Source organism: Nocardiopsis sp. iso_25 (assembly GCF_056173305.1).
Map to the genome: position 1 here is coordinate 248,223 of NZ_CM149667.1, position 13,722 is coordinate 261,944.

Below are 13,722 nucleotides of genomic sequence, written 5' to 3' on the forward strand. Positions count from 1 at the left end.
GCGGTGGGCGCGGTCCGTGCCGCGGGGGCTCGGGAGTCCGGACGAACCCGCTTAGGTATGCCTCAACTAAGGGCACACCTCAATGTACGTCAAACTCTCGTCCCCGTCTTCCCCAGGCGCGGGTGTTCCGCCGCTCCCCCGACCGCCGCCCCGAGTAGTTGTTGGCCCGGGTGTGGCGCGGGCCGGACCACGGGCGTCCCCGCCGGGTCGGATCGTCCGCGCGGATCAGTCCGGTCTCCGGGGCGGACGTGGTGGAAGAGTCAGATGAGACGAGGCTGTTTGTGACTAACGATCCGGGGCAAACCGGACCCGTGAACGAGCTCTACGTAACCCTTCCGTCCGTACCGTACCTGGCGGAACCGGGGTCGGCGACGGCCACCAGCCTCTACATCGACGGCCGGTGGCGGGCGGCCGGGAACGGCCGGGTGCGGGAGATCCTGAACCCCGCCGACGCCTCCGTCCTGACCATCGTCAGCGAGGGCGGAAGGGCCGACTCCGAGGAGGCCATCGCCGCGGCACGCCGCGCCTTCGACGGCGGGGAGTGGCCCCGCACCCCCGCAGGGGAGCGCGGACGCGTCCTCGACCGCATCGCGGACCTGCTCCAGCGCGACCGCGAGGAGATCGCGGTCATGGAGTCCCTCGACACCGGCAAGACCATCGAGGAGGGCGGGATCGACGTCGACGACGTCACCGGCGTCTTCCGCTACTACGCCGGTCTCGCCGACAAGGACGCGGGCCGCCTGGTCTCCGCGCCCGAGGGCGTGCACAGCAAGGTGGTCTACGAGCCCGTCGGCGTCTGCGGCATGATCACGCCCTGGAACTACCCGCTGCTCCAGCTCGCCTGGAAGATGGCCCCGGCCCTGGCCGCGGGCAACACCATGGTGGTCAAGCCCAGCGAGATCACGCCGGTCACCACCGCCAAGCTGGTCGAGCTCACCACCGAGGCGGGGGTCCCGGCGGGCGTGGTCAACCTGGTCATGGGCAGCGGGCCCGACGCGGGCGCCCCGCTGTCCGAGCACCCCGACGTGGACCTGGTCTCCTTCACCGGCGGTCTGGCCACCGGCAGGCGGATCATGGCGGCGGCCTCCGAGACGGTCAAGAAGATCGCCCTGGAACTCGGCGGGAAGAACCCCAACATCATCTTCCCGGACGTGGACCTGGACACCGCCGTGGACTACGCGCTCAGCGCCGCGTTCTTCCACTCCGGGCAGGTCTGCTCGGCCGGGGCCCGCCTCATCGTGCACAACGACGTCCACGACGCCTTCACCACCGAACTCGCCCGCCGCGCCGAGGCCATCCGCATCGGCCGCGGCCAGGACGAGGGCGTGCGCTGCGGCCCGCTGGTGTCGGCCGAGCACCGTGCCAAGGTGGAGGCCGCGGTCGCGCGCGGAGTCGAGGAGGGCGCCCGGATCATCGCCGGGGGCAGGCGGCCCGACGACCCGGACCTCGCGCAGGGCTACTTCTACCGGCCCACCGTGTTCGTGGACTGCGACCGCGCCATGGACATCGTCCAGACCGAGGTGTTCGGCCCGGTCGTGACCGTGGAGCGCTTCGAGACCGAGCAGCAGGCCGTCGAGCTGGGCAACGACACCGACTACGGCCTCTCCGGCGGCGTGTGGACCGACGACACCGCCCGCGGGGAGCGCGTCGCCGCGGCCCTGCGCCACGGCACCGTCTGGATCAACGACTACGGCCCCTACTTCCCCGGCGCCGAGTGGGGCGGCTACGGCCGCAGCGGGATCGGCCGCGAACTCGGGCTCGCGGGCCTGGACGAGTACCGCGAGGCCAAGCACGTCTACCGCAACCTGTCCCCCGAACCGCAGCGCTGGTTCGGCTGACGGTGACGAGCGACGAGAGGAACCGGACCGTGGACCCGACCGAGAGCACCTATGACTACGTGATCGTGGGAGGCGGCACCGCGGGATCGGTGATCGCCAACCGGCTCACCGAGGACCCCGGCACCACCGTGTGCCTGGTCGAGGGCGGTCCCGACGACCGCGGCCTGGAGCACGTCCTGCGCCTGCGTGACTGGCTGAGCGTCCTGGACGGGGAACTCGACTACGGCTACACCACCGTCGAGCAGCCGCGCGGCAACTCCCACATCCTGCACTCGCGGGCCCGCGTGCTCGGCGGGTGCTCCTCGCACAACACGCTCATCAGCTTCCGGCCGTTCGCCGAGGACCTCGACGACTGGGTCGCGGCGGGCGCCGAGGGCTGGGACAACGCCACCGTGCAGTCCTACGCGGACCGGATCAAGTGCAACATCGTCCCGGTCGCCGAGAAGGACCGCAACACCATGGTCAAGGACTGGGTGGCCTCGGCGGCCGAGGCGGCCGGCGTCCCGGTGGTGGAGGACTTCAACGCCCTGACCTCGCACGGAGGCGGGTTCGAGTGCGGGGCGGGTTTCCTGTCCATCGCCTACGACCCCTACACCGGCCACCGCTCCTCGGCCTCCGTGGCCTACCTCCACCCGATCATGGACGTGCGCGACAACCTCACCGTCATGCTGGAGACCTGGGTGGACCGGCTGCTGTTCGACGGCGACCGCGCCACGGGGGTCAGCGCCACGGCCGCGGACGGCACGCGCACCACCGTCAGCGCCCGCCGCGAGGTGATCCTGTGCGCGGGAGCGGTCGACTCGCCCCGGCTGCTCATGCTCTCGGGGGTCGGCAACGCCGAGGAACTGCGCGAGGTGGGCGTCGAACCCCGCCACGACCTGCCCGGCGTCGGCGAGAACCTGCTCGACCACCCCGAGTCGATCATCATGTGGGAGACCAGCAGGCCGGTCCCGACGAACACGGTGATGCACTCCGACGCGGGCCTGTTCGTGCGGCGCGACGACTCCGATCCGCGCCCGGACCTGATGTTCCACATCTACCAGGTCCCCTTCGACGACAACACGAAGCGGCTGGGCTACGAGTCCCCGCCAGACGGATACGCGGTCTGCATGACGCCGAACATCCCCCGCGCGCGCTCGCGCGGCAAACTCCGCCTCACCACCGCCGACCCCCGTGAGAAGCCCGCGTTGGACTTCCGGTACTTCACCGACCCCGAGGGCTACGACGAGAGGACGATCGTGGACGGCCTCAGGATCGCCCGCGAGGTCGCCGCCACCGAGCCGTTCCGGTCCTGGATCACCCGGGAGGTCGCCCCCGGTCCCGGCGTCCGGAGCGACGAGGAGCTGTCCGAGTACGGCCGCCGCGCCGCCCACACCGTCTACCACCCGGCGGGCACCTGCCGGATGGGCGCCGCCGACGACGACGGCGCCGTGGTCGACCCGCGCCTGCGCGTGCGCGGGCTGCGCGGCCTGCGGGTGGCCGACGCGTCGGTGTTCCCCACGCTGCCGACGCCCAACCCCATGGTCATGGTCCTGGCCCTGGGCGAGCGCGCCGCCGACCTCATCCGCCAGGACGCCCTGGCCGGGGAGGACTGAGCCGACCGGGACGGCCGGGACGGGGGACTCCTGCCCCGGCCGCTTCCTCGGGATCCCGAAGGATGCCGAAAAAGTAGCACCGGCGGTGCTACTCGCCGCCTATCATGGGGACATGTCCGCTGAGAAGCTCTCCGTGTCCCTTGACTCCGAGACCGTCGCCCGCGCCCGGCGCGCGGCCGACCGGGACGGCGTTCCGCTGTCCAGATGGCTGGACAGAGCCGCGAGACGGACGGCGGACCTGGAGGAGGCCCGGATCGCCCTCGAAGAGCACTTCGCCGTGTTCGGTGAGCCCACAGCCGAGGCGGAGGCACAGGCGCGGTCGGTGATCGAGGCGACGGGCATCGGCCGTCCGGTCCCGGCGGACGACGACCGTGCCAACCAGGCGGCACTCGCCTACCTTGACCGTTACGGCGAAGTGGGTGACGAATGAGGGTGTTGCGTCCACGGGGACTCGTCCTCGACGCGGGTGCTCTGCGTGAGGCAGAGGCGAACCCCAGGGGAATGGTGTGGTCACTGTGCCGTGAGGAGAATCGGGCCGGGCGCCAGCCCCTGGTACCCGCGACGGTGCTGGCCCAGATCTGGCGGGGCGGCGCGCGCCAGGCCGGGCTCGCCCACGTGGTGAAGGGCTGCGAGATGGTCGGGGTCGATGATGCGATGGCCCGCCGGATCGGCAAGCTCCTGGGTATCTCCGGCACGAGCGACATCGTGGACGCCATGGTGGTCCTGGTCGCCATGGAGACGGGGGCGACGGTCCTCACCTCCGACCCGGTGGACATCGGCAAGATCGCCGAGGCCGTGAAGGCACGGATCCCCCTGGTTACCGTCTGAGCAGCCGGTGAGCCGCTGTGCACCGGGGGCGGGGGCCGCGTCCCCGCTCCCGGCGGTGTTCGCGGGAACCGGTACCGCCTGACCCCCGCGGCCTGGCCGTCAGGAAGAGGGGTGCTCGTGCCTGCGGCGCCTGGACACCCAGTACACGTTCACGCAGGCGGCGACGAAGCCCGCGCCGAGCAGGACGACCAGCCAGACCTGGTCGGTCCACACGTACGCGGCGATCGCGCCGACCAGCAGTACCAGGGCGCCGAACACGGCCAGCACCGCACGGAAACCCAGGGCGCTCGCCGGACGCTCGTGGCTGCCCAGGGGGCCCTTCAACCTGCCGCGTCGCATGATTTCCGCTCCCTTCCGTCGCTGTACGCTCCCGACCTCCGGGCGCCCCGCGCGTGCCGCGGGGGACCCGGTCCACCTGTTCCTTCCTGGTCCCCTACCCAGCCAGTGGCAACCACGCGGAAAACCTCCTCCGGGCACCGGTAGACCCCTCTACGCTGACGGGTATGGACAGTCGAACCCGTGATCAGCGGATCACCGCAGGCGGCCCCGAGGAGTTCGACGCCGGAGTCGCACGCCTACGTGACCAGGCACGAGCCTGGCGGCTGGTGGAGATGCGTCGGCACCGTGGACTGACCCAGACACAGGTGGCGCAGCGGATGGGGGTGTCGGTGGCGAGGGTCTCGCAGATCGAGTCCGGCGACCTCTCCACGAGGGACGCCCCGGACCGCTACGTCTCCGCGCTGGGCGGGACCCTGGTGATCGTCGCCGGCTTCGGTGACGAGCAGATGAGGGTCGGCTGAGACGACGCGGCGGGGGCGCCCTGGAGGACGCCCCCGCCGCGAACGGTCAGTGTCACACGCCGTCCATCAGGGCGGGCAGGGCCGCCTCGTAGGAGGCGCGCAGGTCGGTCAGCGCGATCTCCACGGCGCCGCCGGGGTGGGTGACCGACAGGGCCTCGCCGCCCACGACGCCGATCTGCTCCACCGGCACGCCGTGCTCGTTGGCCAGGGCCACGAACGCCTCCTCCTCGCCGGGCCGCACCGCGACGACCGCGCGGGCGCCGGACTCGCTGAACAGGGCGGTGAACACGTCCCCGTCCACGGTCACCCGCACGCCCCGGCCGCCGCGCATCGCCGACTCGGCAAGCGCGACCGCCAGGCCGCCGTCGGACAGGTCGTGCGCGGCCTCGGCCAGGCCCCGCTCGGCGGAGGCGGCCAGCACCTCGCCCAGGGCGGCCTCGGCGGCCAGGTCCACCCGCGGCGGCAGCCCGCCCAGGTGGGCGTGGACCGTGTCGGCCCAGGCCGAGCCGCCGAACTCCGGCCGGGTCTCGCCCAGCAGGAACACCCGGGCGCCGTCGGTCCCGAACGCCGTCCGCAGCCGGGTGCGCACGTCGTCGATCACGCCGAGCACGCCGATCACCGGGGTCGGGTTGATCGCCACGTCACCGGTCTGGTTGTAGAAGCTCACGTTTCCGCCGGTCACCGGGGTGCCCAGCTGCTGGCAGGCGTCGGCCAGACCGCGGGCGGACTCGGCGAACTGCCACATCACCCCGGGGTCCTCGGGCGAGCCGAAGTTGAGGCAGTTGGTCACCGCCAGCGGGCGCGCGCCCGTCGCGGCGACGTTGCGGTAGGCCTCGGCGTAGGCGAGCTGCGTGCCCGCGTACGGGTCCAGCCGGGTGAAGCGGCCGTTGCCGTCCGTGGACAGGGCCACGCCGCGGTGGGAGTCGTCGGAGACGCGGATCATCCCGGCGTCGTGCGGGGTGGAGACCACCGTGTCGCCGCGCACGTAGCTGTCGTACTGCTGGGTGACCCACGTCGGGTCGCCCACGCCCGGGGCGCCCAGCACGCGCAGCACCTGCTCGCGCAGCTCGGCGTCGCCGGAGGGCCGGGTCAGCTTCCCGGCGTCGTCGGCCTGGAGCGCGTCCTGCGAGGCCGGGCGAGCGTACGGGCGCTGGTAGACGGGGCCCTCGTCGGAGGCGGTCCGCGGCGGCATGTCCACCACGGTCTCGCCGTGCCAGGTCATCACCAGGCGGCCGCCGCGCTCGGCCTCCTCGGGGGTCACGTCGGTGACCTCGCCGATCTCGGTGGCCAGGATCTGCCACTTGTCGCAGATGGCCAGGAACTCGTCCAGCTTCGCGGGCTCCACGATCGCCATCATGCGCTCCTGCGACTCGCTCATGAGGATCTCCTCGGGAGTGAGCCGGTGGTCGCGCAGCGGAACCCGGTCCAGCTGGACGCGCATACCGCCGGTGCCGCCCGCCGCGAGCTCGGTGGTGGCGCAGGACACGCCCGCCGCCCCCAGGTCCTGGATGCCGACGACCAGGTCCTTCTCGAACAGCTCCAGGCTGCACTCGATGAGCAGCTTCTCCATGAACGGGTCGCCGACCTGCACGCTGGGCCGCTTGGCGTGCGACTCGTCGTCGAAGGTGGCGCTGGCCAGCACCGAGGCGCCGCCGATCCCGTCGGGTCCGGTGGTGGAGCCGAACAGCACCACCTTGTTGCCCGGGCCGGGCGCCTGCGCCAGCTTGATGTCCTCGTGCCGCATCACGCCGATGCACAGCGCGTTGACCAGCGGGTTGCCGATGTACCCGGCGCCGAAGCCGATCTCACCGCCGATGTTGGGCAGCCCCAGGCAGTTGCCGTAGAAGGAGATGCCCGACACCACGCCGGGCAGTACCCGCTTGGTGTCGTCGGCGTCGGCCGGGCCGAACCGCAGCGCGTCCATCACCGCGACGGGGCGGGCGCCCATGGTGAGGATGTCGCGCACGATGCCGCCCACGCCGGTGGCCGCGCCCTGGTGCGGCTCCACGTAGGAGGGGTGGTTGTGCGACTCGATCTTGAACGTGACCGCGCGGCCGTCGCCGACGTCCACCACGCCCGCGTTCTCGCCCATACCGACGAGCAGGGCGTCGTTCTCGGGCGCCTTCTCCCCGAACTGGCGCAGGTGCACCTTGGACGACTTGTAGGAGCAGTGCTCGCTCCACATGACCGAGTAGATGGCCAGCTCGGCGGAGGTGGGACGGCGGCCCAGGATCTCGCGTACCCGCTCGTACTCGTCCTTGGCCATGCCCAGTTCGGCGTACGGCTGGGGTGTGTCGGGGTTGTCGTGCGCCACGGCGACGGTGTCGAGACCAGGTGCTTCAGACATGCGTGGTTCCGTTCGGGGTGTGCGGGTGGAAGCCGGGCCGTGGCGTCCGACCAACGGCGCGGAAGGTCGGGTCAGGGCGTTTGGGGCCCGCTCGCGTCGCCGAGCATCAGCGTCGCCGGGGACTCGGACTCGTCGTGGGCGGAGGTGTCGGCCAGCATGTGTTCGCCGTCGCTGAGGAAGACCTGCTCCGCGGGCGCTCCTTGGGGCTCCTGCTCCTCCCAGCCCCGGCCGAGGAGGTGGGAGACCACCGTGTCGACGGTCTCGCGCGAGTCCTCGGTCAGCTCACCGTCCTCGGTCATGACCATGACCAGCCGGACGCACTCGGTGCCCTCGCAGTAGACGTCGGCCTCCGGGTCGGAGACGTACCTCAGACCGGAGGGCGCCTGGCCGAGCACGTCCACGTCCGGCGGCGTGTTCTGGGACGGGGCGCCGCCCCGGCCCCCGTCCTGCTGGCCCTGGGGAGGGGGCGGCGAGGCGACGGGCGCCGAGCCGATGGCGTTGAACAGGCCGATGCCCGCGGACACCACCAGTCCGGCCACGACCAGCCCCACGAGGACGAACATCGTCCTTCTGGAGCGCAGCAGCCCCATCATCGGCCAACCCTCCAGTTCGGGATGCGGCTCAGGCGTTCACCGGCGAACCGGCGGCCAGGTGGGCGAGGATCGAGGAGAAGAAGCCCAGGCCCTCGTCGGAGGGGCCGGTGAGCGGTTCGACGGCGTGCTCGGGGTGCGGCATGAGGCCGACGACGTTCCCGTGCTCGTTGGTGATCCCGGCGATGTCGCGGCGGGAGCCGTTGGGGTTGCCGCCGACGTAGCGGACCACGACGCGGCCGGTGGCCTCCAGCTCGTCCAGGGTGTGCTCGTCGGCGACGTAGCTGCCCTCACCGCTCTTGAGTACCACCAGGACCTCCTGGCCCTCGGTGTAGGCGCCGGTCCACGCGGTGCCGGTGTTCTCCACGCGCAGCACCTGGTCGCGGTTGACGAACCGCAGGGAGGAGTTGCGGGTCAGGGCTCCGGGCAGCAGGTGGCTCTCGCACAGGATCTGGAAGCCGTTGCAGATGCCCAGGACCGGCAGCGCGCCCGAACGGGCGGCCGGGACCAGCTCCGACATCAGGGGGGCGAACCGGGCGATGGCCCCGCAGCGCAGGTAGTCGCCGTAGGAGAAGCCGCCGGGCAGGACCACGGCGTCGACGCCCCTGAGGTCGGCGTCCGCGTGCCAGAGCGGGACGGGTTCGGCGCCCGCCAGCGCGACGGCGCGCGCGGCGTCCTTGTCGTCGAGGGAGCCGGGGAAGGTGACGACGCCCACACGGGCTGTCATGAGCACACTCCGAGAGATCGGGTCGAGTCCGTCCCCGCGTGCACGGGGAGAGTGCGGCGAGGGAGACGCCGCTGCCTGGCCCCGTCCCTGGGGACGGTGCGTCCGCACTCCGCAGCGTACCCGCTCACCTGTGGTCGGGTACGACGGCGGAGCCCTTCGGGGCCCTTTCCCTTGGAGAATGCTCTGAACTCCCGCGGTCACCCGCCGCGTTCCGGTGTGGCATTCCACAGGCGGAACCGGCGCTGCGGGCAGCGCCTTGTGTGATGCGTCACTGGGTGGCCCCCGCTCGCGGCGGGGCGGTGGACGCGCGCGCCGTCGGCGCGGTCCCGGTCCCGGCCGCGGGCCGCCGCGTCCCGGGGCCGGGGGACACGCGGCTCGGCCTGCTCACATCAGGGCGTAGCGCTGGGCCGGCACCTGCTCGGCGGCGCTGTCCGCCGGCGGTCCGTCACAAGCCGTGAGCCGCTTGCGCAGCAGGACCGTCGTCCTTGGTTCCCCCTCGAAGGCGACCTCGTCCATGAGGTAGCGCATCAACAGAATGCCCCTGCCTGATTCCGCTTCCAGACCGGGGAGGGGCGTGTGGTCGGTGGTGAACCGCTCCGCGAGCGCCACGGGATCGGGCGCTCTCCCGGTATGGGATATCCGCAGTTCACACCATCGCCCGCCCATCTCCGCCTCGACCCTGTAGTCACGGGCCGGTCCGCCGTGGTCGATCGCGTTGGCACAGGCCTCGGAGACGGCCAGGAGGATGTCGTCGACGCAGTCCCGGCACACTCCCGCGCGAACGAGGAGGGTGCCCAGGACATCGCGTGCGACGGCGACCGTGTACGCCTGCCTGGGGAGGGAGATCGAGAAATCGGCGTCCATTCGTACACCTCTCGTGCTCCGTTGTCGTGTTCATCCCGGCATGTTAAGAACCTTCCCCGAGGGCGGACGGAGTAAAACGAACGGCCGTGTCCCCGGCGGGGACACGGCCGTTCTCTCCGGCGCTTCGGGCACGTCGGACACCGTGCGGGCGGATTCCCGCGGATTTCTCCGCGGGTTTCCGGCGGCGGCGGATTCCGGGAGGGGCGCGGCGCGAGGAGTGCTCCGGATCACACGCTCGGAGGTCAGTCCTCCACGCGCACGCTGTACTCCTCGATGACGGTGTTGGCGAGGAGGGTCTCGGCCAGGCGGCGGACGTCGGCGAGCTTGGCCTCGTCCACCGCGCCCTCCACCTCGACCTCGAAGCGCTTGCCCTGGCGGACCTGCTCGATCCCCTCGAAGCCCAGCCGGGAGCAGGCCCCGGCGATGGCCTGGCCCTGGGGGTCCAGGATCTCGGGCTTGAGCATGACGTCAACAACGACGCGGGCCACAGGGTCCTCCACAAGGAAAAGGGGTGTGCCGCACGTGCCTGCGGCGGGCGGGCCGCCTCCCCGGACCGGCGGGGAGGGGAACGTCGCAAGCGTACGGCACGCGCAAACGGGTAGGCATCCTGACCAGGAGGCGCGCCGGGCCTTTACCTCACGTTGGACAGTGCCGGTGACTGTTTCGGGGATCCCGTGACTCGTATCACGCGGATTGATGTCATCATTGGAGGCCTTCGGCGGCGTCTTACAGAGTGGAAGTGACCGTCCGGTCGTCCTGAGGGGGAATCTTGACGACTATCGAAATGGACCAGGCCTCCACGACCGGTGAGACCCGCGACGGGGAGCAGACGCTGGACTTCGCCACCGCGGTGACACCGTTCGCCGACCAGCTCTACCCCACGGCCCTGCGGATGACCCGCAACCCCGCCGACGCGGAGGACCTCGTGCAGGAGACCTTCGCCAAGGCCTTCGCGAATTTCCACCAGTTCCGCGCGGGTACGAACCTGCGAGCCTGGCTTTACCGGATCCTGACCAACACCTTCATCAACAGCTACCGCAAGAAGCAGCGCGAACCGCGCCAGGAGACCACCGACGAGATCAAGGACTGGCAGCTCGCCGCCGCCGAGGCGCACACGTCCTCCGGCATGAGGTCGGCCGAGAACGAGGTCCTGGACCACCTGCCCGACTCCGACATCAAGCAGGCGCTCGCCCGTCTGCCCGAGGAGTTCCAGGAGGTCATCTACCTCGTCGACATCGAGGGCTACGCCTACAAGGAGGTGGCCGAGCGGATGGGGACGCCCCTGGGGACGGTGATGTCCCGGCTGCACCGCGCCCGCCGCCAGCTCCGCGAGATGCTCGCCGACTACGCCCGCGACCGCGGCATGAGGGTCCCCGCCTCCAGGGCGCACGCCGCCGCCGAGTAACCGGCCGCGAAGGGCCCGCCCCCCGAACCCGGAGAACGGGCGCGCCCCGGGTCCGACGCTCCCGCCCGTTACTCGAACCGGGCCCGTGTACAGGGCCCGCCTCCCCCTGACCGATCACGCGTTCTGTTCCGCCGGGGTCGGGGCCGACTCCACGGGGGTCGCCTCCGGTCCCGTCCTTCGCGTGCGCAGCCACACCACGGCCGTGACCGCGACGAGGAGGACGCAGGGCACGAGCATGACGGGCGACCCGGCGCCCATCGACCGGTCCATCCCCTCCATGACGTCGGTGTGGGTGATGGTGGTGATGAGGAAGGCGAGCGTGTTGTTGACCGCGTGGATGACCACGGCGATCTCCAGACCGCCCGTGCGCCACGTGATGAGGGCGAGGGTGACGCCCATCGTGAAGTAGTACAGGTTGAGCCACGGGTCGAAGGCCAGGTGCGCCACCATGAACAGCAGACTCGACACGACCACGCCGAGAACGAGGCCGGTGCGCGCGCTCCGGCCCCAGCTCGCGGCGACACGGAAGACGAGCCCGCGGAAACCGTACTCCTCACCGGCCGACTGCAACGGCGCCAGCAGCAGGGTGACGGCGAACATGGCGATGAGGTCGGCGAACAGCCAGGAGGTCTCGGGATAGGGCGTGAAGGCCGAGAACACGGCCAGGTAGACCGTCCAGACGGGCAGGATCACCAGGAGGGTCCGCCCGAACACGTCGGCCCGGAAGAGCGACCGCACCGAGTGCAGCGAGGCGCCCCTCACACCGTAGAGCCACCGCTGGATGAGCATGCTCCACGGCAGCAGCAGGGCGAGCCCGAGCAGTGCGGAGGCCTGGGTGGCGGGGGTGAACTCGTCCCCGCCCAGCATCACGCTGGAGCGGCCGAGCGCCAGGTCGACGAACGCGCCGAGGAGCCCGAAGGCGAAGGAGAAGAGCAGCATCCCGCCGCCGAAGAGGACGAGGGCGGCGATGCCGCGCCAGACGCGGCGCTTCTCATGGGCGAGGACGCGGTGGTAGGGCACACCCGGCGGGACCGCACGGGGGCCGCGCCGCCGCTTGGTCCCAGGTGACGGGTACTCGGGGCCCGTACCCGGGGCCGTGGGAGCCGTGAGGGTCGGCTGGGGGGAGGGGTGTTCGTCGTCGCGGTCCATGTCCCGAACCTAGTTCCGGCGGACGGCGCACAGTAGTACCGCCGATCATCCGGTTCCTCCGCGTTTCACAGCGATCGTCGCATGACGGATGTCATCCGGGTGTGCCCGGAGGGGCCGCGGACCGACGGCTCCCCGCCGGTGCCGGAGAGCCGGGCGCGCGGCCCCTCCGGGGCCGGGGCGGCCGGTCTCCGGCGTGTCGCGACCACGTCCTCGAAAAGTCGTTGGAAACCCTTGTAAGTGCTAGGAAGCCCTGGTAATCGCCCTGGTCGTCGATCGGGGATCATGGGGCCCGCAGCTGAAAAGGTGACGCTGAGGGCTTGCGCTCTCCATGGTGAGGTCTGTCACGATATGGAGAGGGCTGTCCAACTCCCGCCCACCACCCCGGGTGGGACGAGGACCGTGATTCGGCCGATCAGCGTTCACCCACGCGAATTCGGCCCCGAGAACCCGAGGGAGCAACGTGTCGGACACGACCGTGCACGAGGAACCGGAGCTGATCCAGCTCCTGACACCGGAAGGGGAGTTGACGGGGCACCCCGACTACCCCCTGGACATCAGCGCCGAGGAGATCCGCGCCCTGTACCGCGACCTGGTCCTGGTGCGCAGGTTCGACAGCGAGGCGGTCTCCCTCCAGCGCCAGGGCGAGCTGGGCCTGTGGGCCTCGCTGCTGGGCCAGGAGGCCGCGCAGATCGGCTCCGCGCGCGCACTGGGCGCGAAGGACATGGCGTTCCCCTCCTACCGCGAGCACGGCGTCGCGTGGTGCCGGGGCATCGAGCCCCGCGAGCTGCTCGGCATGTTCCGCGGTGTCACCAACGGGGGCTGGGACCCCCACGAGCACGGCTTCCACCTGTACACGATCGTCATCGGCAGCCAGGCCCTGCACGCCACCGGCTACGCCATGGGCGTCCAGCGCGACGGCGCCGTCGGCGAGGACGGCACCGCCGTCATCTCCTACTTCGGCGACGGGGCCACCAGCCAGGGCGACACCAACGAGGCGTTCAACTTCGCCTCGGTCAACAACGCCCCGGTGGTCTTCTTCTGCCAGAACAACCAGTGGGCGATCTCCGAGCCGCTGGAGCGCCAGGCCCGCGTGCCCATCTACCGGCGCGCCGCCGGGTTCGGCTTCCCCGGCCTGCGCGTGGACGGCAACGACGTCCTGGCCTGCCTGGCCGTGACCCGCGCCGCGCTGTCCAACGCCCGCGAGGGCAACGGCCCCACGCTCGTGGAGGCGTTCACCTACCGGATGGGCGCCCACACCACCAACGACGACCCCACCCGCTACCGCGCGTCGGCCGAGCTCGACGAGTGGAAGGCCAAGGACCCGATCCTGCGGGTCCGCCGCCACCTGGAGCGGGGCGGCCACGCCGACGAGGAGTTCTTCGCGTCCGTGGACGCCGAGGCGGACCGGCTGGGCGAGCAGGTGCGCACCGAGTGCCGCTCCCTGCCCGACCCCGAGCCCCTCGACATCTTCCACGAGGTCTACGCCGAGCCCAACGTCCACATCGACCAGCAGCGGTCCGAATTCGCCGACTACCTGGCCTCCTTCGAGGGCGCGGGCGCGGAAGGGGGCCGCTAGGCC

Annotated in this window: 14 protein-coding genes; 7 read left to right on the forward strand and 7 right to left on the reverse strand. The window is 71.4% G+C overall.

Annotation, left to right across the window (positions count from 1 at the left end):
• Positions 1 to 311 precede the first annotated feature (311 nt).
• The 4 genes from AC0VX6_RS01150 (at position 312) to AC0VX6_RS01165 (ending at position 4,261) form a co-directional block, all read left to right on the forward strand.
• Entirely contained in the window at positions 312 to 1,838 is a 1,527-nt protein-coding gene (locus AC0VX6_RS01150) for an aldehyde dehydrogenase family protein (RefSeq protein ID WP_475467178.1), read from the forward strand.
• 29 nt (positions 1,839 to 1,867) lie between these two features.
• Positions 1,868 to 3,433, forward strand: coding sequence for a GMC family oxidoreductase (locus AC0VX6_RS01155; RefSeq protein WP_475467179.1), 1,566 nt, complete (start codon positions 1,868 to 1,870; stop codon positions 3,431 to 3,433).
• A 112-nt stretch (positions 3,434 to 3,545) separates the two neighbouring features.
• Positions 3,546 to 3,863: a hypothetical protein gene (locus tag AC0VX6_RS01160; protein ID WP_274975830.1), complete on the forward strand. Its 318-nt coding sequence runs from the start codon at positions 3,546 to 3,548 to the stop codon at positions 3,861 to 3,863.
• Positions 3,864 to 3,934: 71 nt separating this feature from the next.
• On the forward strand, positions 3,935 to 4,261 hold the full coding sequence (locus AC0VX6_RS01165) for a PIN domain-containing protein (protein ID WP_274975831.1): 327 nt from the start codon (positions 3,935 to 3,937) through the stop codon (positions 4,259 to 4,261).
• Between the two features lie 99 nt (positions 4,262 to 4,360).
• On the opposite strand, the gene AC0VX6_RS01170 is transcribed toward AC0VX6_RS01165, so the two are convergent.
• Positions 4,361 to 4,600, reverse strand: a complete 240-nt coding sequence (locus AC0VX6_RS01170; protein WP_274975832.1) for a hypothetical protein — start codon at positions 4,598 to 4,600, stop codon at positions 4,361 to 4,363.
• A 164-nt stretch (positions 4,601 to 4,764) separates the two neighbouring features.
• On the opposite strand from AC0VX6_RS01170, the gene AC0VX6_RS01175 reads away from it, so the two are divergent.
• Positions 4,765 to 5,061: a helix-turn-helix domain-containing protein gene (locus AC0VX6_RS01175; RefSeq protein ID WP_274975833.1), complete on the forward strand. Its 297-nt coding sequence runs from the start codon at positions 4,765 to 4,767 to the stop codon at positions 5,059 to 5,061.
• Positions 5,062 to 5,113: 52 nt separating this feature from the next.
• On the opposite strand, the gene purL is transcribed toward AC0VX6_RS01175, so the two are convergent.
• The 5 genes from purL to purS form a co-directional block, all read right to left on the reverse strand.
• Positions 5,114 to 7,408, reverse strand: coding sequence for a phosphoribosylformylglycinamidine synthase subunit PurL (gene purL / locus AC0VX6_RS01180; RefSeq protein WP_475467180.1), 2,295 nt, complete (start codon positions 7,406 to 7,408; stop codon positions 5,114 to 5,116).
• 71 nt (positions 7,409 to 7,479) lie between these two features.
• Positions 7,480 to 8,001 carry a hypothetical protein gene (locus tag AC0VX6_RS01185; protein WP_475467181.1) on the reverse strand — a complete coding sequence of 174 codons (522 nt, stop codon included), beginning with the start codon at positions 7,999 to 8,001 and terminating at the stop codon, positions 7,480 to 7,482.
• A gap of 28 nt (positions 8,002 to 8,029) precedes the next feature.
• Positions 8,030 to 8,725, reverse strand: coding sequence for a phosphoribosylformylglycinamidine synthase subunit PurQ (gene purQ, locus AC0VX6_RS01190; protein ID WP_274975836.1), 696 nt, complete (start codon positions 8,723 to 8,725; stop codon positions 8,030 to 8,032).
• Between the two features lie 384 nt (positions 8,726 to 9,109).
• Positions 9,110 to 9,589, reverse strand: coding sequence for an ATP-binding protein (locus AC0VX6_RS01195; protein ID WP_475467182.1), 480 nt, complete (start codon positions 9,587 to 9,589; stop codon positions 9,110 to 9,112).
• A 242-nt stretch (positions 9,590 to 9,831) separates the two neighbouring features.
• Positions 9,832 to 10,077: a phosphoribosylformylglycinamidine synthase subunit PurS gene (gene purS / locus AC0VX6_RS01200; protein WP_013156400.1), complete on the reverse strand. Its 246-nt coding sequence runs from the start codon at positions 10,075 to 10,077 to the stop codon at positions 9,832 to 9,834.
• Positions 10,078 to 10,358: 281 nt separating this feature from the next.
• Between purS and AC0VX6_RS01205 the strand changes: the two genes are divergently transcribed.
• The gene (locus AC0VX6_RS01205; RefSeq protein WP_248773069.1) at positions 10,359 to 10,994 is read left to right on the forward strand and encodes a sigma-70 family RNA polymerase sigma factor; all 636 of its coding nucleotides are present in this window, start codon (positions 10,359 to 10,361) and stop codon (positions 10,992 to 10,994) included.
• 114 nt (positions 10,995 to 11,108) lie between these two features.
• Here AC0VX6_RS01205 and AC0VX6_RS01210 read toward each other — a convergent pair whose 3' ends face one another.
• Complete coding sequence (locus AC0VX6_RS01210) at positions 11,109 to 12,143, reverse strand: CPBP family intramembrane glutamic endopeptidase (RefSeq protein ID WP_274975838.1); 1,035 nt, start codon at positions 12,141 to 12,143, stop codon at positions 11,109 to 11,111.
• Between the two features lie 460 nt (positions 12,144 to 12,603).
• On the opposite strand from AC0VX6_RS01210, the gene pdhA reads away from it, so the two are divergent.
• On the forward strand, positions 12,604 to 13,719 hold the full coding sequence (pdhA, locus tag AC0VX6_RS01215; RefSeq protein WP_274975839.1) for a pyruvate dehydrogenase (acetyl-transferring) E1 component subunit alpha: 1,116 nt from the start codon (positions 12,604 to 12,606) through the stop codon (positions 13,717 to 13,719).
• Positions 13,720 to 13,722: the final 3 nt, after the last annotated feature.

Coding starts and splice junctions, on each gene's coding strand:
- AC0VX6_RS01160 (WP_274975830.1), top strand. CDS start 3,546: ATGTCCGCTGAGAAGCTCTCCGTGTCCCTTGACTCCGAGACCGTCGCC.
- purL (WP_475467180.1), bottom strand. CDS start 7,408: ATGTCTGAAGCACCTGGTCTCGACACCGTCGCCGTGGCGCACGACAAC.
- AC0VX6_RS01185 (WP_475467181.1), bottom strand. CDS start 8,001: ATGATGGGGCTGCTGCGCTCCAGAAGGACGATGTTCGTCCTCGTGGGG.
- AC0VX6_RS01175 (WP_274975833.1), top strand. CDS start 4,765: ATGGACAGTCGAACCCGTGATCAGCGGATCACCGCAGGCGGCCCCGAG.
- AC0VX6_RS01170 (WP_274975832.1), bottom strand. CDS start 4,600: ATGCGACGCGGCAGGTTGAAGGGCCCCCTGGGCAGCCACGAGCGTCCG.
- AC0VX6_RS01165 (WP_274975831.1), top strand. CDS start 3,935: ATGGTGTGGTCACTGTGCCGTGAGGAGAATCGGGCCGGGCGCCAGCCC.
- purQ (WP_274975836.1), bottom strand. CDS start 8,725: ATGACAGCCCGTGTGGGCGTCGTCACCTTCCCCGGCTCCCTCGACGAC.
- AC0VX6_RS01195 (WP_475467182.1), bottom strand. CDS start 9,589: ATGGACGCCGATTTCTCGATCTCCCTCCCCAGGCAGGCGTACACGGTC.
- AC0VX6_RS01210 (WP_274975838.1), bottom strand. CDS start 12,143: ATGGACCGCGACGACGAACACCCCTCCCCCCAGCCGACCCTCACGGCT.